This window comes from Lewinella sp. JB7, assembly GCF_024297185.1.
Classification (GTDB): domain Bacteria; phylum Bacteroidota; class Bacteroidia; order Chitinophagales; family Saprospiraceae; genus Neolewinella.
This window is the reverse complement of the sequence record NZ_JANCTD010000015.1, coordinates 10,553-27,030: the sequence shown is the minus strand read 5'-3', so window position 1 is coordinate 27,030 and position 16,478 is coordinate 10,553. Positions and strand designations below refer to the sequence as shown.

General features: G+C 47.9%; 17 protein-coding genes. 6 read left to right on the top strand and 11 right to left on the bottom strand.

Going from position 1 to position 16,478, the window contains the following annotated elements; translation table 11 throughout:
- From NMA52_RS18365 to NMA52_RS18355, 3 genes are all read left to right on the top strand, one after another.
- A partial coding sequence (locus tag NMA52_RS18365) for a COR domain-containing protein (RefSeq protein ID WP_254829173.1) occupies nucleotides 1–1,997 on the top strand: 1,997 nt, incomplete at its 5' end.
- A gap of 231 nt (nucleotides 1,998–2,228) precedes the next feature.
- On the top strand, nucleotides 2,229–2,501 hold the full coding sequence (locus NMA52_RS18360; RefSeq protein WP_254829172.1) for a helix-turn-helix domain-containing protein: 273 nt from the start codon (nucleotides 2,229–2,231) through the stop codon (nucleotides 2,499–2,501).
- Between the two features lie 169 nt (nucleotides 2,502–2,670).
- Complete coding sequence (locus tag NMA52_RS18355) at nucleotides 2,671–3,579, top strand: hypothetical protein (RefSeq protein ID WP_254829171.1); 909 nt, start codon at nucleotides 2,671–2,673, stop codon at nucleotides 3,577–3,579.
- Here the strand turns inward: NMA52_RS18355 and NMA52_RS18350 are convergent.
- From NMA52_RS18350 to NMA52_RS18325, 6 genes are all read right to left on the bottom strand, one after another.
- Complete coding sequence (locus NMA52_RS18350) at nucleotides 3,549–5,240, bottom strand: Eco57I restriction-modification methylase domain-containing protein (protein WP_254829170.1); 1,692 nt, start codon at nucleotides 5,238–5,240, stop codon at nucleotides 3,549–3,551. The two genes, NMA52_RS18355 and NMA52_RS18350, sit on opposite strands and share 31 nt — an antisense overlap.
- Nucleotides 5,241–5,492: 252 nt before the next feature.
- Nucleotides 5,493–5,705, bottom strand: a complete 213-nt coding sequence (locus NMA52_RS18345; RefSeq protein ID WP_254829169.1) for a hypothetical protein — start codon at nucleotides 5,703–5,705, stop codon at nucleotides 5,493–5,495.
- Nucleotides 5,706–5,790: 85 nt separating this feature from the next.
- Nucleotides 5,791–6,018 carry a hypothetical protein gene (locus tag NMA52_RS18340; protein ID WP_254829168.1) on the bottom strand — a complete coding sequence of 76 codons (228 nt, stop codon included), beginning with the start codon at nucleotides 6,016–6,018 and terminating at the stop codon, nucleotides 5,791–5,793.
- Between the two features lie 83 nt (nucleotides 6,019–6,101).
- Nucleotides 6,102–6,461 carry a DUF6876 family protein gene (locus NMA52_RS18335; RefSeq protein ID WP_371930991.1) on the bottom strand — a complete coding sequence of 120 codons (360 nt, stop codon included), beginning with the start codon at nucleotides 6,459–6,461 and terminating at the stop codon, nucleotides 6,102–6,104.
- Between the two features lie 317 nt (nucleotides 6,462–6,778).
- Nucleotides 6,779–7,405 carry a hypothetical protein gene (locus tag NMA52_RS18330; RefSeq protein ID WP_254829166.1) on the bottom strand — a complete coding sequence of 209 codons (627 nt, stop codon included), beginning with the start codon at nucleotides 7,403–7,405 and terminating at the stop codon, nucleotides 6,779–6,781.
- A gap of 35 nt (nucleotides 7,406–7,440) precedes the next feature.
- On the bottom strand, nucleotides 7,441–8,463 hold the full coding sequence (locus NMA52_RS18325) for a KilA-N domain-containing protein (protein WP_254829165.1): 1,023 nt from the start codon (nucleotides 8,461–8,463) through the stop codon (nucleotides 7,441–7,443).
- Nucleotides 8,464–8,477: 14 nt separating this feature from the next.
- On the opposite strand from NMA52_RS18325, the gene NMA52_RS18320 reads away from it, so the two are divergent.
- Both NMA52_RS18320 and NMA52_RS18315 read left to right on the top strand, forming a co-directional pair.
- A complete protein-coding gene (locus NMA52_RS18320) occupies nucleotides 8,478–8,927 on the top strand; it encodes a LexA family transcriptional regulator (RefSeq protein WP_254829164.1) in 450 nt (149 codons plus the stop codon).
- A gap of 43 nt (nucleotides 8,928–8,970) precedes the next feature.
- A complete protein-coding gene (locus NMA52_RS18315; RefSeq protein ID WP_254829163.1) occupies nucleotides 8,971–9,276 on the top strand; it encodes a thermonuclease family protein in 306 nt (101 codons plus the stop codon).
- Nucleotides 9,277–9,639: 363 nt separating this feature from the next.
- Here the strand turns inward: NMA52_RS18315 and NMA52_RS18310 are convergent, their stop codons facing one another.
- The 3 genes from NMA52_RS18310 to NMA52_RS18300 are packed head-to-tail and all read right to left on the bottom strand — an operon-like array spanning nucleotide 9,640 to nucleotide 13,846.
- Entirely contained in the window at nucleotides 9,640–10,113 is a 474-nt protein-coding gene (locus NMA52_RS18310; protein ID WP_254829162.1) for a hypothetical protein, read from the bottom strand.
- Between the two features lie 13 nt (nucleotides 10,114–10,126).
- Entirely contained in the window at nucleotides 10,127–13,393 is a 3,267-nt protein-coding gene (locus NMA52_RS18305) for a type IV secretory system conjugative DNA transfer family protein (protein WP_254829161.1), read from the bottom strand.
- Nucleotides 13,394–13,441: 48 nt separating this feature from the next.
- Nucleotides 13,442–13,846: a hypothetical protein gene (locus NMA52_RS18300; protein ID WP_254829160.1), complete on the bottom strand. Its 405-nt coding sequence runs from the start codon at nucleotides 13,844–13,846 to the stop codon at nucleotides 13,442–13,444.
- Between NMA52_RS18300 and NMA52_RS18295 the strand changes: the two genes are divergently transcribed.
- Nucleotides 13,845–14,288 (top strand): hypothetical protein, encoded by a 444-nt coding sequence (locus NMA52_RS18295; RefSeq protein ID WP_254829159.1) that lies wholly within the window; start codon nucleotides 13,845–13,847, stop codon nucleotides 14,286–14,288. The genes NMA52_RS18300 and NMA52_RS18295 overlap by 2 nt on opposite strands.
- Here NMA52_RS18295 and NMA52_RS18290 read toward each other — a convergent pair whose 3' ends face one another.
- Nucleotides 14,289–15,965, bottom strand: coding sequence for a relaxase/mobilization nuclease domain-containing protein (locus NMA52_RS18290; RefSeq protein ID WP_254829158.1), 1,677 nt, complete (start codon nucleotides 15,963–15,965; stop codon nucleotides 14,289–14,291).
- Complete coding sequence (locus NMA52_RS18285) at nucleotides 15,962–16,315, bottom strand: hypothetical protein (RefSeq protein ID WP_254829157.1); 354 nt, start codon at nucleotides 16,313–16,315, stop codon at nucleotides 15,962–15,964. Before NMA52_RS18285 ends, NMA52_RS18290 begins: the two co-directional genes overlap by 4 nt.
- Between the last annotated feature and the right edge of the window lie 163 nt (nucleotides 16,316–16,478).

Here is a 16,478-nt window from a genome sequence, read left to right as displayed (position 1 = left end):
ACCTCAGCGGAACTCAGTTCGACAGCGCTTTGGATCTGGCCGCCCTGACCAACCTGCAACACCTCGACCTATATAATACCTTTCAAAAGCAATTACCTCCTGAACTCTACCTTAATGTTTTTAATTGCCTTCCCAACCTTATGGCTTGGCGAAGAGACCTAGATATAGGCAGCTATCCCAACGATATATACAAGATTCAAATCTGCGGCAATGGAACCGTGGGGAAGTCCTCTATAATCGACCGCTTAGTTTTCAACCGTTATGAAGAAGACCGTTCCAGTACACACGGAATCCGGTTAGTGGTGACCGAAGAGGCAAAAAGCTTTGCTTTCAGCTATCCCCCCGTCCGTTTACTCATCTGGGATTTTGGCGGCCAAGATATTTACCATCAAGCTCATCGTATTTTCCTTCGTGACCGTGCTATAAATCTGCTTGTTTTCGACACTGACACTTACTACCACCTAGAACAGACCGACCCAATCACGGGGCAAAAAGACCCTAACCGCAAACTCTCATATTGGCTCAATGACATTGCTGGCAACGCGCCAAACTCTCAGATAATTATTATACAGAATAAATGCGAACGCGGTGTTCCTGATATCTCCATTCAGGAAGACATCCCCTCTGGTATATCAGTAGAAGGCCCTATACAGGTCAGCGCTAAAACTGGCCGCCGCATTGAGGAACTCGGCGAGGCAATACATGAGGCAATTCAACGGCTTCCACACGCCAAAATGGAAATGCCAGAATCATGGTATATGATTGGCCAAGAAATCATGGACCTCCGAAGACGAAAAGAAAAGCAACAAATAAGTCGTTCCGAGTTCTCTCAAATCTGCCAAAAACATCGGCTCGTTCCAAATTCTGAATCTGCTCTTCTCACTTACCTCGACGGTCTGGGATTGATTCTTCAAGACCCCGACTTGCTCCCCGACCAAATCATAATTGATCAAGAATGGGCCTTTAATGCTATCTATACCATATTACAACGCTTCGATCATTCTAAATCTCCATCCCTTGCGGAACGTGCCATTTTCTTCTTTCAGGAAAAATGTCGTCTCGACAATGGCCAATTTGTTCCCCGTGAGCTACCATTCGATCAAAATCATTACTCAAAAGAGGAACAGAGTATCTTCCTCAACATTATGCAGAGGGCAGGCATCTGTTTTAAAACCCAGGCTAAAAAGAAAGACGCTTCAATCTATCAGCTCTTCCACCTTATGGCAATTGAACCTCCAAAGGCTGCGGAAGATGTTTGGGCGGATGCTGGTAGTCAAATTGAGTTTACTCAGCGATACATTCATCGATATCATTTACATCGTGGAATCTTCCGTGATGTAGTGCAAAAAATTAGCTCTAAGGTCAAACTACGGCACTTGTGGCAGGATGGACTTTTGCTGCAACTCCCTGATCGTACTATTGCACGCTTAGAAATGCATTATTCCGGCGGTTATTTGCAACTTCAGGCCCGAGGTTCCAAAGCTGCCGAACTTCTTCTCTACTTTAATGAGTTGCTCGACACGCTCCTGCGCGGTGATCAGTACTTTCAAAAGCATGTCAGCTTAGACGGCCAAGTATTTTTCCCTGTAACCGCCATTCAAGACGCCATCCAGTCGAAATCAGATTTGGCCAAAAACGCTGATGGCCGGTTTCACGATAACTGGCGAATGCTCACTTGGGCTACCACAAAGGTCGATGAATATGATCAATTTGATTTCGATAATCTTCCAACCGTTCCTCATGACCCGGCTCCTTATATCGGAATTTCGGAAGAAAAAATTACTGAAGACTTAGAACGACGCGAACGCGAAAATCTGCCCCTACCTGAAGATATCAGCCAGGAACAAGCTGATCGTTTTTTGCAAGTATTCAGTAAAGCAGTCAAATCTCCCATTTCAAAGGAAGCATGGATCATCATACGCTCTGTGATAGTTTTACTAATTGCTTATATAATTTGGGCGCTTTTTGAAAAAGAAATCCTGGCCTTTTTTAATTGACTCTAGCCGCTGTTGTTAGTGGAATATCAGGAGAATGAAACACACTGGGGGATAGTGTTTCAGGGGGTAAGAAACTAGCATGATCCCTTATTCTGTGTGGAATTCACACAATTGCACTTCAGCAACCTTCCTGGACACTGTAAGCCACCGAAATATATTATGATGATGTGACTCATAGTCGGCCGACTTATAGTCATCAGTCTAAGACTTTTGTAGTCACTTTTATCTGACATGGCTTACAGCGAAGCAGACATAGAAAAGCTCAAATCTTTTGGTCTCAAGATCAAAGAATTGAGGGAAGCACTTGGGTTGTCCCAGCTTCAATTGTCTTTCAAGGCTGACTTAGACCGCACTTACATTGGATCGCTCGAGCGCGGTTACCGTAACGTCTCTCTATTAAATATTCACAAGCTTGCCGAAGCTCTGGAAGTCCCTGTCGCAATCCTTGTAGATGGACATCCCCAAAGCGATGGATCCGAAGCTTCTGCTTCCCCCCCAGACTAAGACTGACCTCACTTCACCCCAAGAAATAGTACGTCGCCTGGAGCCACTCCTAGGACAGATTTTTCCTTTCGTAGGTAAGGGAAGAACCGATGGGTCAGCCATACGCCGTTTAGTCGCGCATGAACTGCAAAAACACCCCCTACCAAGCCCAAGCACTGAGTTTTCGATCTTGCCTGATAAGGGGAAGGGGGTGCCAAAGAACTTGCTGGAGTTTGTTGATACGTACATAGTCACTTCCGGAAAAAGCTATAACCTTCAGGTGTGGAATCGCATTCCGAATAGCGATGACCCTCAAATAGAATGTGAGGATGGTAGCGTCCTTGAAGCGAAGGATGCACGGTTAATTCTACTACGAATAGATGTAGAATCACACATCATTCGAGCGATCGTAGGTATGAGTCCTCAGTACATTGTGGCAAACTTTGGAGAGTTCAGCAAGCCCACCATTAAACACCAGATGATAATTTCTGGGATCCAACGAAAGATGGTGATGGGTCTGCCCGGCGGGGTTTTAATCAAAGCGGACACACCTACTATCAGAGAGATCAGTACAACCCACTCGGTCAAGCCGGTCAAGCCCTTCAACCAGTGGCCCGCAGGGAAGGGAGAGGTCATGGCAATTGAGGTCATCCGTGACCTAGTTGCAGTACCCCTAACGGGCAAAGTAATTACATCAGCTAGAACTAAAAACAGGGGACAAGCCCTTGAGAGGCTGATCTTGGAAATGCTCGGTTACGATGTGCATGAAACCGCTAGTTTGGAGGGTCAGTACCCGGACGTCAAAAACCAGCTTCTGGAAATTAAAATTCAAGATGCACCCACCGTTGACTTTGGCAAATACACGCCCACAGAGACTCTGGAAGTCCTCCCGAAATTTGGCGTCACGACTAAAGATATTCGGTACATGATCGTGTTAATGGACAAGTCTACTAACTGCGTTCAGGGCATAGTACTGATGCCAGGAGGTAAACTAGGGGACTACTTTTCTCACGTAGATGGAGTCAGCGGAAAGTGCCAGCGGAGCATACCCATGACTTTTTTTGACTCCTATGATGGCAGAGCTGTGTTTAATCCTTGAGCAACACTGGATGTGAGGCCGAGCAAATCGTTGATCTGGTCGTTAAGCCTACTTTCCAATTCGGTTATGTCTCTGCCCACTTTCGAGGCCTCATTGAGCTGCTTAACTAGGCTCACAATTTTTTGAGCACCCGGGGTGCCCAAATCAGGGATTGGGTAATTCTCAACGTACTGCGATAGGTAGCGCCGCCGTCCTGCATAGAGACGATTGTTAAAACAAAGATCATGGTAGGTGGCCATGACATCACTATTGGTCATACCCTGCATAAGCAGGAGCCAGTCAACACTTCCAACATCGTCTTGAGAAATCCAGTAACAATTGCCATTCACAATTGCACCGCCCTCATCTAGATGGAAGCGTGCTTTCTCGCTGATATCAGGAAAGACAAGTTTGGGGTGCTTCCAGAGGCGAGGTTTCTGGGGCACCCAAATTTCGTACCATTCTCGCTTTGCCTTAATCACATAAGACCGACCCTCAAGTTGCTGCCGGTGAGTTGCAAGATATGCCTGAGCTAAGGGATAATGAGAAAAGTCCACTACTCTCTTCTTTCCCTTGTGATCTTCGTGAGTGTATAAAATCTGGGTAGAGTTTGTAGAAGGAGCTTGCCAACGCTCGATGTCTTTTTGAGAGACGATGTCATGGAGCACTTCCGTTTCGGGGCGAATGTCGCTCGGTAGCTCATCCCAATCGTTGCGGATGAAGACGTTATCCGCCGTAGTCTTTACGCCTACTCTTACTCTGGCCAAGTCCCTAATTGTATAGGGACAAGCAGCTTGAACTTGCTTAACCCACTCGATCTCTTCAGCAGTAAGCAGCTGCCAGTTACTATCGCGTTGATTGGTGGTGAGTTGACCACGGCTTTGTTTGAACACTTTCCCTCCAACCTCAAACAGCCCGGTTTCTTCGGAAGTGAGTACTTCGTAAATATTGGCGAATTCACTTTGCCCCTTAGCAAACGCTATTTCTTGGTAAATTTTGAGATAAGTAGCCTGCTGAATGGACTTCTTTGCGGTGTTTTGCCTCCGGCCAATGAAGATGGCGGGGAGGACCGCAGCGCTTTCAAATAATTTAGTGTCTCCTAAATCAACCACACGATCGATGTGGAATGATGTAGCGAGGAAGGATCGTATCGATTCACCACCTTTTGTATGAAGGTAGCGATTAGAGGTGATCACTCCAATAATACCATCCTGCGCGAGGCAGTGAGTCATCTCAATAAGAAAGGGATAGTAAAGGTCGACTCGCCCCTTTAGATTATACTTTTCTGCGAGCTGCTGCGCCTTAACCTCTCCGAGCACCTGGGTACGAACGTAAGGTGGATTTGCCACCACTATGTCTACGGTTGGAGGGTCACCTTCGAGCAGAAAATCACAGCACTTTACCTCGTGATTATAATCTAATTTTGCGAGTCTTTCTCTGCAGATAGTTACATAATTTAAGTTGATATCGAAGCCATAAAGGGTGAAAGTACGGCCTGCCAGTGATAGCAATTTCCCCACAGCAACCAACAGCTCTCCATCGCCACATGCAGGATCTAGAATTTTCAGAGCACCCCTACTCTTTGGAGCAAAGCGAAGAATTTGTTCTGAGAGGTACTTTGCTAGTGATGGTGGAGTGAAGGTTGCTCCAGTACGCTTTGTCTTCGAGACGGATTTGCTCATAAGTATAATTACAAGTGACTTATAGTCATCAAAGGTAAGAAGATTGTGCGTCTCGATGAAGCTAATTCTTGAGACCTACGTCTTATAGAGGTCAGGGACGCTTCAGCGTAGAATGGCGATTTTCCGATGAGGTTACTCAAAACTTTGATTAGGCAACTCAGACGATAACTTTCGGAACCGACCATGTTGCAATATGGAAATTTAAACTTCTCGAATTCTATAGCCGCTCAATGCGGAGCATCACCAAAGGGTTTAGGCTTTGTCGGTGAGGTAGTAGTAGAGCTTCGCCAAAAGTGCCGTGTGCATTTGGTAGGCTTTACCCCTTTCCACTTCATCATCTTGAATGCGATCACGCAACACCGCGTAGAGAAGTTTCGCGTCGGCGGCTGACAGCTCTAGCGGAAGGATGCGCTGGTAATCTTCATCAGTTGTCACAAGCTGTAAGGGGTCTAGCGGCGGCTGCATGGTCTTTTTCTTTCCACTGCCTTCATAAGCAGTGAAGCGTAAGGTAACGCGGTAGCCTAGACTGGTCTAGGCTACCGTCGCTTCCTCAAGCGTCCGTAAGATCAAATCGAGTCTTGATGCGGTCTACATCGTGTTGGAGAGATGCTATCGTACGCTCCTGCCTCAAGGTATCGCCTTGCATGGCGTGAAGCTGGTTGCGGATGCTGATTTGTCCTTCCTTGATGTCCTTGATGTCGTCTTTCACGTCGGAAAGATCGCCTTGGATTTTCTTCAGGACTTTGTACATCAGTTCGTTGGTTACATCATCGGTCATAGCTTTATTCTATCCTTTCTATAGGGTTCATTTCAAGTGAATTATGGAATGCTCGGGGCGACCAGGCCGCCCCTCAGCTTTGGTTAATACTCACACGGCAAAAGCAAAACGTTGTCCGTAAACCACAACGTCACCTCTCCGTCAGGGAAGCTCGTGTATTCCAGCTCGTCTTTGGCAAGCACGTTTCTGTTTCCGTCCTCAATGATGAATGTGCCTTTGTTGTCTTCGGCCTTCCACTTCCAGACCTGAAAGGCCTGGTTTTGAAGCTCTTTAGCGTACTGCCAAGAAAAGATGTGATTAATCAGCCAGTAGCTTTCTGTTTGCTCTGCGATATACTTCACTCCATCTGTATAGCTGTAGTTTCGGTGAATAGGATTTCTCCACCACGTCGACGTTCCGCCTATAAATTGATCCAAGTCAAGGTTTAGCTTTGTTTGTCCCATTTTTCTCTCCTATAATTTTTGGGTTGCATGCTTGCTTGCAACCCTTGCCCTTCGGCGAGAATGGGGGTGAGACTGTCATAACCGAGGGGGATCACCCAATCTGCACAAAGCGTATGCGGCGGAAGATTGGGGATACGGTTTGAACAGGAACGGGGGCATAGCCCCTACCTTTTTCCGGCTTACGGGTAGGAGTTGGGCTGCATGCAGCAACCCGTCAGGGTCGAGCGGATAGCGAGTCACGGATGGCCGGGCCCGCCAGGGCAAGCCCCTTGACATAAAATGGATATCCCGACGTACAGCAGGCTGGAGACGTTAAACTATGATGAGCGCCGATTTTGAAAAGACTCAATTGCGGTAAAAAGGAGCATCATGAGCGGGCCAATATTGAATGGTAAAGATCTAAAAAGTGAACGTTCGATGATGTAGGTACGACCGTGTATTTCAAAAACAATATCTCCTCGTTTTCTAGCATCAATTCTTTCTCTCAACCTTAGAATTATCTCTTTTGCAATGCCAGTATCATCAGAAGCCGTATCAAGTTGGGCAAGTTCTTTTTCAAGTGCTTCAAACTCTACCAAGGTTCTCTCAGCGCTTTTTCTTAATCGGTCAAGATGATCTAAAGCCGCTTTTCGTTGGGCTTCTCTTTCAATCAACGTTTCCAAATCAGATCGCACTCTCTTCAATTGTGACAAGCGCTCTTCTTCGGTTTCCGCTCTCTGTATAAGTAGCTCTATTTGCGGAACCTTCGCGAGCTTCCTTATTGTTCCAGCATTTGAGGGTAGGATACCAAATGCAAGAAGTGAGAGAGCAATCGGTGCCCCTATTGCCGAGGCAATCCCAAACCATGGCACAAGATTAGGGTGGGTTCCTGACCATATACCTAGATAGACCACGCCCGTTATGAGAAGTCCTCCAACAACAAAGGCAAGAGCGCGGAGTATCATTGAATCAGTGTTGTTGCTTTTGAGTTTTTCTAAAGTTACCACCCCCTTTTTTGGCGGGTCCGCTCAAGGATATATTGCTGTTCTTCCGTTTTGCAGTAATGCGCCAGCACTTCCGGGGCCTTAATCGTCAGGTAATCCAGCATTTCGCTGTTACTGTATTGCTGTTCCTGCAACTGCCGCAGCATGATTTGTAGCGCCGCAACCGTCTCCAGCTCCTGAGCAGTTGCATGATCGCGCATGGTTGGCCGATCGGCAGGGGGATCAAACTTGATCCGGAATTCTTCCGCTGTCATCTTCCACATGGCCAGATTGATGATGTCGGCCTGTACTTGAGATAAATGCCGATCAATCATCGTCCGGCGATCGCCCTTAATCGTATTGCGGGTCATGGCCGCCGGCGGCGAAGGAATAGCGCGTTCACTATTGGCTTGCGTGATCATGCTGTAATTCTTGGCGGCCAGCTCCCTGGCAAAGCGAAGTTGAAGATGTTCCCGGCCGGCGACCAGGTCGTTCCATTTGCGGAAGGCCTCGATGGTCAACACATAGAACTCCGGACTCATCCAGTTTGCAAAGTGAATGCTCCAATCGATGTGCGCGAAGGTGCCGCCGTACCGGCCGCGCTTGGCATAAATACCGGTGGCCCCGGCATCAACGAGTTCCTGAACGCTCAAGGAAAAGGTGTTCTCGCCGGCGCGAGCTTTAAACCCCCCGAAATCGGGGGGTTTAGAATCGGCGCAATTGCGGATCTCCCAGGCCTGAAAAAACTGAATAGACGAAGACGTACGCATCCATCGCTCGATCAACCGGCTCGGCTGATCCGCATCCTGGCTGCGGGCCATATCGGTGAGGCAGACAAACCCGCTCTTATCGTCGATCCCGACCTTCTTTTCCCCGATTGTTAAACTCGACGCCATGATCTGATCCTGAACTGTCCCACTGCCGCACAAGGTACGACTCTTGTGCACCGCTGCGAGAAAGCTAAAGACTTTTAAAACAATTCTTGATTTAAACAAACGTTTTGTTCTATGTTTGTTCCGATTTCGTTGTTCAGGTTGCAAAAGGATTTTTCGTTATGCTCACGCAAGCCGGCTTTGGGGTGGACCATTCCATCCAGGTCATTCCCATCCAGGAACTCTCGCTAAACGTCCCGCTTTATAGCAGCGTTTCGGCGGGTTTTCCTTCGCCGGCAGATGATTACCTGGAAGATCATCTTGACGTCAACACCTACCTCGTCCAAAACCCTACTTCTACTTTCTTCGTGCGCGTCCGGGGCGACAGTATGATCCGGGTGGGCATTTATCCAGATGATATCCTCGTTGTCGATCGATCGCTGCCGGCCGCTTACAATGCGATCATTGTGGCTGTGATCGATAATGAGTTTACGGTCAAGCGGCTTCACAAACGCGGCAACTGTCTCCAGCTCATCCCGGAAAACCCCCGCTATTCGCCTCTAGTGATCGAGGAGGGTCATGAATTTGCCGTCTGGGGAATTGTCACCCACGTGCTCCACAAGCCGGTCTAGGACGTTATGACACGCTTCTTCGCTCTCGTTGATTGTGGGGCAGGTGGCTTACGTCTTCGACGGGGACACGCTGCGGCTGGTGGGCAAGACCCGGCTCCGCACCCGGCTCTGGGGAGTAGATGCCCCGGAGAAGGGCGAAGCCGGTTCCGATCGGGCGCGAGATGCTTTGATCACGCTGGCCGGAGGGCGCAAGATTACCTACATCCCGATCGACACCGATCGCTATGGCCGCACCGTCGCCCGCGTCTTTCTGCGTGACGGCCGTGAGATCAACCGGCTTTTGATCGATTCCGGAGTGGCAAAAGAGTACTGCCGCTATTCCAAAGGATTTTACGGTCGGTGTAAGTGACGCTGAAAAAAATTGACATAACACTCATCAGGCATCATAATGGGGACATAGAACAACACTGCGGGAGGATAAATTGGCAGAACTCAGCTTAGACGAAATATTCGACAGGATTGACAAACTTAAGGCTCATGGGGATGAGTCTCTCACCAACAAGTTCATGGAGCGAATGACGTTAGGAGACATCCAGCTTTCAAGATCGGAAATTAGTGCATTTCAAGAGTTCAATCTTATTTCAAAAAGAGGATACCCTCTTTGGTCGGCTATTTACGATGATGACATCGCCGACTACATGCAGATTGACTTGAAAGACCATCTGACGATCTAAGAGATTGTTCCAGACGGTTTACCACTCTTCCGCACGCCTCAAAATTGTCTAGAAGTGTGATTATGATCGTAGAATTCATCGTAAGTAATCTCATAGTCCTCCAGACCTTGAATATAGACGGGTATGTCAAGTGATCCCAACGAGTATTTCTTCAATTCTTTACGAGCTGCAATATATTCAGGTTCATGCTTGCACATTTCTTCCCATCCCTCAAGCGTCCTTGCTTCCCATGTCTCAATTTCTTTTCTTGAAAACGGAATCTGCTTTAATCTGACCAACTCCATAAGCTGTTTCCGCTTCCATTTCGTTACTATCGGAACATGAGGAGAAGAATAGCCCTTCTCGAAACCGTTAAAAGGGTTCTGTATGCACTCCTGGTTTTCAGTGTCAAGATGGTATTGAACTAGATCACGAAAATCCAGACATTTTCGCCGTGCCACTACAATTCTGTAAATGCTTTTGGCGAAAAAGTAAATTACTCCAAGTACGAGAATACCTCCGATGGGTGCCATACAAATAATATTTTCAGAATCTGTTCTCTAACATGAATGATATCCTCCTCTCATTCTCCATTTTTGTGGTCTCAGAAAGGGCTGACTTGAGCATGATGTTCACGTTATTTACATGACTAACAAGCCAATCGCGCGTGCAGCTAACCAATTTTATTTTGTTATCAAGTGCTTCCGTCTCTTCATCAAGCTTCCTTATCGCGCGTAACGCTATCGGCAGGTAAAGATTTGCCAACCATATGTAATTATCTTGCCGCCAAACGTTAGGAATTCTGTCTGTAAAGTCGGTCTCATCAAAATGTATCCCGCAAATAGGAAGGCTTTGATATTCTTCCAAAGAAAGCTCCCTGAAGTTATTACTTTGTCGTTTAGTTTTAGGTAACAACATTTGATGCCGCCTCACATTTTCAATACCCCTTTCAAGTGCATCTGATGTTGACTTGAACATAGCTTGGATAAAAGCGTCGGTGGCTTCAACCGAACTATCATGTGCATCTGTAGCTGACATGATCCTTTTTTCACGGCGGCGGATTTTTGCGATTGACCTAGCAGTTTCGTCTGAATTTCTTATACCTGTATGGAGATCATCCATTTTTTCAGTAAGAGCCTTACTTATGTTTTCCATAGAATTGGCTTCTTGGTGACCAATGGAACTGGATAAAACAAGAGATGCGGTAGCAACCTCGTTGAGAACTTCTAGAGAATCATTCAATTGGCTTTCAATCTCTTGCTTACTAAGTAAGAACTCGCTGATAGATTGCCCAAATAAATCCTTGATCTGAGTTCCTATAAATTTACCGCCACCATAATGAAGACCTGCTCCCCAGTGATTATTGTCATCTCGGGATGCTTCATTCATTTCTTTTATCTTGCGGATCGTCATAGATGCAAATCGGCTTCTTTCCGGGACGACTGGCAGTTCTATTTTTTTGAGATGTTCACGCATAAGGGCGTACGACCGTAAATCTGCGAGAACGGCAAAGTCCGGGAACATAAGTCGATCGCTCCCGGCGTACTTCTTGAAATAATACATTCTTGGCACCAGAAAAGGATGGGGGCCGCGTAACTGTATGAACTGATTTTCTCCCCCAATTTTCGAGCGCAAGGATCGGACCGTCTCAATCTTCATCCGCTCCTGCTTAACAGTTACCGTTCGACTGTTCGCAAGAGACCGGCTCTTTGCGACAGATTGGCTTTTAGCGGTGGATTGATTTTTCGTCTGAGAAGTACTTGTCGTCTCACTCCTTCCTTCTTGAGTTGAGCGACTTTCTGTTTTGGATGTACCGTGCGACGTTGTGTTTGTCTCGCTTCCTCCCTTCGTGGTTGTACTGCTTTTGCCTGAACCCCTTGATTGGCTTTCGTTCCAGCCAAAATTTTCCTGAGTAGATGATCCTTTAGATTCTTGAGTAGATGATCCCTTGCTGGTTCCTGAACTTTGAGACTCCTGTTCGCCACTTTGGCTTCTCGAAAAAAATCCATGTGTAAAGTTCCGGCCAAAAGACGACCCTTGGTTCTCTCCAACACTCTCCGTTCGACCGGAGGATTGATTTGTGCCGGTGCCTTTCGAGTAACTGCTCCCGCTGCTTTTGGACTGGTTCGTTGATTGCCCTTTTGCCTCACTCCAGTTCACACCGATGGCCTCAGAAATCGAGTCTGATGTTCCAGACGTGTTTGTAATTGATTCAGAGTTACTAATCGTGTGCGACGCCCCTTCTGTCGAGGACGTGCCTTCCGTGTTTGTGGTGCCTTCCGTGTTTGTAGTGCCTTCCGTCGATGTCTCTCCGATCGCTACACTCTGAACATCAAAGAAGTCTTCCCCGACCAACCGCGATAGATACTCCAGCTCTTCAAGCTCGTTCGATCCAAAGAACTGTAAGGATGCGTTTCCCCTTATGACCTGTGCTTTCTCCTTTCCATATATAGCATCGAGCTGGGCGATATTTTGCAGGAATAGCCAAAGGTTTACGCCGCGTCCACGCAGCGTTGCCATGCCCCTTTCTACTATGTCAAGCTTTCCGAACATCGCCAGCTCATCTAAAAGCATGACAACCCGGTCTTCCTGTGGAAGCTGTCTGGTGCTGATGCCTTTATTCATCCCGACATCTTTCAAGGAGAAAACGGCGCTCTCCAGTAGAAGGCGTACCCAGACTGCGCAATTATCGACGAACTCCTCGGGTACAACAATATAGACTGTCGTTTTCTGGTCATCGCTTTGCAGATCATCAAAGGAAAATGACGATGTGTCAAGATTGTCTTTAAAAGCATTATTTCCGACCCAGTCGAAAAGCGTCTGTGCTTGAACTAGGGCGTTATCGGTTATTTTAGTCGTGGTCTTCGATTCTGTCAGAACCTTGTACAGACCCTTGATTTTGGCATCTCCTTGTGCCTCTGCATCAAGATAGGACTTGATCTCGATGACAAACCGCTCCATCTCGTCGCTGTCATAGTTGAGGACGTCAAGAATGTCGCGAAGCGTTCTTCGGTAAGGTGGCCAGTACCTGACACACAGCGTTACAAGCCCTGCAATAAGGTTCCTGGTGGCATTATCCCAGATCGGCTCGTTACTCATACGCCCTGACGGATCGAACATCAAAGCACTGGTAAACCGCTTGATTTTGTCATCGCTGTGCAGGTCATTGGGATCGGCAGGCAGTCGGTCCAGAGGATTGTAAGTATCGTTCCCCCACTCCCCTTTTGTCACATTGTACGGATCAAGAATGACGATTTGATGCCCCATCAACCGCCTTGCGGTTGCGGTCTTCTTAATCGTCTCACCCCGAATGTCGATCACAATCGCAGAACCGGCATGGTCGAGAAGATTGGGTATGATTATACCTACCCCTTTGCCCGCTCCCGTCGGCGCAACTGTAATTAGATGCGCGTCAGTTTTATATCGTAAGAGCTCACTGCCTATCCGTCCTAGAATGTATCCATCATTATTCCTGAGGAGGGTGCCAAGTGTCGGCTGATCCAGATCGACCTCTAGCTCCCTATTATGGTCGAAGCGTCCCACGGGCGTTGGTGGCGGGGTGTCTGATTGAAAGACACGTAACTCGAAAAGGGCTTGGTCTCTTTTAACTTTAGTCCCGTCAAAGACTAAGCTCTGTACCAATACCCCTCTGTCTTCACTTTTGATCTGTGCATCAAACCGGTTTGTCCGGATGCTGCACAATACCTGGCCTTCTTCAATAAGTTCTCCGGCTTCGGGCGGTCTGCTATTTTCAGCCTGGGAAGAGAAAAGAACCTCCCCCTCCAGAGGAGACTTGATCAAAATGGTATTCACAGTGCAGTGCTTTTATGTAAGCGCCCTTCAAGATAAGAACATTCCAGGTTAGTGTTCTACTTTTTCAGGGGGCGGTACAAACCCACTCTCGCGGGCGTCAAGGGCTGTCTTCTTGTCTACCCCATGCTCTTCCATGTAGTATTTGAGGTTGTCAGGATCACCGATCATTTCCAGCCTGTCTTGGCATTCCGCGATTACCCAGTTTATAAAATCAACCGTATCTTTCATGTCCTGAAAGTAGAGGTCATCCTTCCTGCGAAAAGCAAGATCCAAAGCACCCATAATGAACCCCTCGCATACCTTACGGCGGGGAAAATTGTTTTTATCTTCAAACACTATGGCCGAGTCCATGAGAAATTCGCTAACCGTGCAAGCTTCCGGGTTCCTCATGATATAATCCATCTTTTTTTCCCATACATCCATTTCTGCACTCCTCTTAAACGTAACCGTCATGGCTCTTAGAGAAGATTATAACAAATCGGCTGAGGTTCGTCTACAAAACCGCATCAAACCTTATGACCTGACCAAAGGGGAAGTCGATCAGGTCTGGAAAATTGCTCAAGACAAAGACCAGTCACTCCAAGAAGAAAAACAGGATTACAAGGAAAACTGGGTCCAACGCTATGTTGCTGAGGAAGACCGCCTGCGTGGAGAGCAGCAACCCACTCCTCAGAACAATCTCGAACCAAATCAAGATCAAATTGGGACTGCTGCGCGAATGAATGTGATGAGAAATCATCTATCAAAGCTGGCAGACATTCAGCGGGGTGCCGATCAGAAAATCAACGCCGTACTTGATCAGGCCCGTCATGACGGACGTGGGCCGACACGCGGTCAAGATCAAACACTTAGCCAGGATTTCAATCAGGAAGCGCAACGCACACAAGACCGGTAATCATCGGTCAAAGCTATAGTCTTGCGTGTCATCTCGGTCCTGATGGGCTTCGCGCTGCTCCAGTAGTCTCTCATACTCATTCGCCTTCTTCTGCCGTGCTGCTTCAAAGTCTGCCGCCAAGCCTTGACGATCTTGGCCGTTTGAGGACTGCGGCCGTGCGCTCTCAATCTGTTTTTCAAGAGTGCCACGTTGCTCCGCAATTCTCATATCCATATTGGCCAGATTCAGTTTTTGAGCAGCTAACTCTTCTCTCAGGCGATTGAATTTTCCCGTCAAAGAAAAACGGCCGCCCCCTTTAGCCAGTTCCTGTTCAAGGGCCTTAACCTTTTCAACTTGTTCCCGGCGCTTGTAAACCTTCTCCTGCATTTTTTCCAGGCTGTCTCTCTTCTTATCGGCCCATTGCTGCCATTTGGAGGTAAGATCAACGCTTTTGTAAAAAGGCTCTACGGAAGGCCGAATGCGTTCTTGATCTTCTGATTTTTCGTTGTCTTGTTCCTTGCCTTTTCTACCAAGGTGGGCTTTTTCCCAGTGAGCATTTAGCGGCTTCCGGTTTGCTTGACGCGCCGTTGCGTCTGCGGCATCCAGTTCCGCATTGATCTGGTCGATCCGCTCTTGCTCCTGATCGTAAAGCCATTCCTCCTTTTTCTTCTCACCCGTTTTTTGAGATTTAGGCTTTCCGATTTTCTCTCGGTTGTAAGCTTCCTCTTTGCCCTCTTGCCGGTCCTTCCGCTCCCCTACCCTATCAGGTTCAGCAATCAATTTCCTCGTTTCTTTTACGGATTTTAGATTGGCGAGGTCTGACAAACGTTCTATTACGTCCTTTGCCCGCTGCCCCTTGAGTTGACGAGACAGGCTATAAACCTTGCCGTTCTCATCGAGCAAGACGAAGCCGCGCCGGTCTCCTTTGGCTAGTCTCAAATTGTGCTCCTCCAAAGCCGCCCGAAACGCCTTTCCACTATCGGATTGGGCGTAGAGCTGCCGGATCAGTTCCGCCCGTTTGTGTTGCTTTTCTCGGTGCTTCACTTTGCCGTGCTCTTCCGGCTTCGGCCCTTCTTTGCCGTTCTTTTTGTAATCCCTCCATTCCTTCCGACGTGAATCTCTGATGGGAGATTTTTCCATTTCTTCACGCTGCCGATTATTCTTCACCCGCTGCTCACAGTAGATTTTCCCATGAGTGCGCTCGTACTCTTCACTCCACTTTGAAAGCTTGAGCTGATCATTGCCGACATTTGCCCTCTTGCCGGTCTCATGGTGGACCAGGTTCGTAATAATGTGGACATGAGCATGGTCTGTATCATTGTGCGCGACAAACACGGCCTGATGATCTTTCAGCCCTAAATATTCAAGTGCCGAGAAAGACGCTTTTTCCATCTCTTCGCGCTCCGGAGTCTGGTCGGGGTGCCACGCCAACGAGAAGGAGTAAACTGATCCGAGGGTAGCTTTGCGACCGCATCTTGCCCCACCGGATTTCTCCTTCAAAACATCGGCGTTCATCGAGGTATAGGCCATCCACCGCATAGCCCGTTTGGGGTCTTGCGTAGGAAGATTGTGCGTGTGGGTCCAGTCCACTCGTTTATTGCTGGTACGCACTTTTTCACCATCCCCTCGCTTGTCATGGAGATAGTACTTCCCGGCACCAGTATGCGAGTACCCACGCTGTGCAACTCGGGTGATCATGATGGCCCGCTTGTGAGATCAAGAATGCGGTCCAGAACGGCATCGAGCTTATCGCACACCTGCTGCAACTCGCTAGGGATGAACCCGAATGTGTTGGCGATGCGGGTAATCTGGTTGAAGTTATGTCCAACCTTGTTCAACTCGTAGATGATGTCGGCATTGATCTTTGGAGGACTCTGCTGCACGACGATCTCACCGTCGAATAGAGCAGCCTGACGGATATAGGCGGATAGGGACAATCCTGCTTCATCGGCTCGCTCCCGAATATTGACATACTCGGCCTCACTACACCGCGCCGCAGGGAGCGTCTTGCCGAGTTTATCCGTCTTATTTAGGCGTGGTCGTGCCATGTGTGTTTACCGTTGCGACGCTGATGCAGCGTCAAAGAGTGGGGATACAACGGGGGTTCACACCCCCTTGTCAAGATCATTTTTGTGCTACAAAAATATATCTTGCTATTCTTTGAGCCTTTAAGGTAGGCCGATTCTACCGGAATTCCAAATGGATGCCGCC

What these genes read in the sequence shown, in the direction of transcription:
- NMA52_RS18360 (WP_254829172.1), top strand. Translation starts at nt 2,229, where the DNA reads ATGGCTTACAGCGAAGCAGACATAGAAAAGCTCAAATCTTTTGGTCTC.
- NMA52_RS18350 (WP_254829170.1), bottom strand. Translation starts at nt 5,240, where the DNA reads ATGAGCAAATCCGTCTCGAAGACAAAGCGTACTGGAGCAACCTTCACT.
- NMA52_RS18345 (WP_254829169.1), bottom strand. Translation starts at nt 5,705, where the DNA reads ATGCAGCCGCCGCTAGACCCCTTACAGCTTGTGACAACTGATGAAGAT.
- NMA52_RS18340 (WP_254829168.1), bottom strand. Translation starts at nt 6,018, where the DNA reads ATGACCGATGATGTAACCAACGAACTGATGTACAAAGTCCTGAAGAAA.
- NMA52_RS18335 (WP_371930991.1), bottom strand. Translation starts at nt 6,461, where the DNA reads ATGGGACAAACAAAGCTAAACCTTGACTTGGATCAATTTATAGGCGGA.
- NMA52_RS18330 (WP_254829166.1), bottom strand. Translation starts at nt 7,405, where the DNA reads ATGATACTCCGCGCTCTTGCCTTTGTTGTTGGAGGACTTCTCATAACG.
- NMA52_RS18320 (WP_254829164.1), top strand. Translation starts at nt 8,478, where the DNA reads ATGCTCACGCAAGCCGGCTTTGGGGTGGACCATTCCATCCAGGTCATT.
- NMA52_RS18310 (WP_254829162.1), bottom strand. Translation starts at nt 10,113, where the DNA reads ATGGCACCCATCGGAGGTATTCTCGTACTTGGAGTAATTTACTTTTTC.
- NMA52_RS18295 (WP_254829159.1), top strand. Translation starts at nt 13,845, where the DNA reads ATGGCTCTTAGAGAAGATTATAACAAATCGGCTGAGGTTCGTCTACAA.
- NMA52_RS18300 (WP_254829160.1), bottom strand. Translation starts at nt 13,846, where the DNA reads ATGACGGTTACGTTTAAGAGGAGTGCAGAAATGGATGTATGGGAAAAA.
- NMA52_RS18290 (WP_254829158.1), bottom strand. Translation starts at nt 15,965, where the DNA reads ATGATCACCCGAGTTGCACAGCGTGGGTACTCGCATACTGGTGCCGGG.
- NMA52_RS18285 (WP_254829157.1), bottom strand. Translation starts at nt 16,315, where the DNA reads ATGGCACGACCACGCCTAAATAAGACGGATAAACTCGGCAAGACGCTC.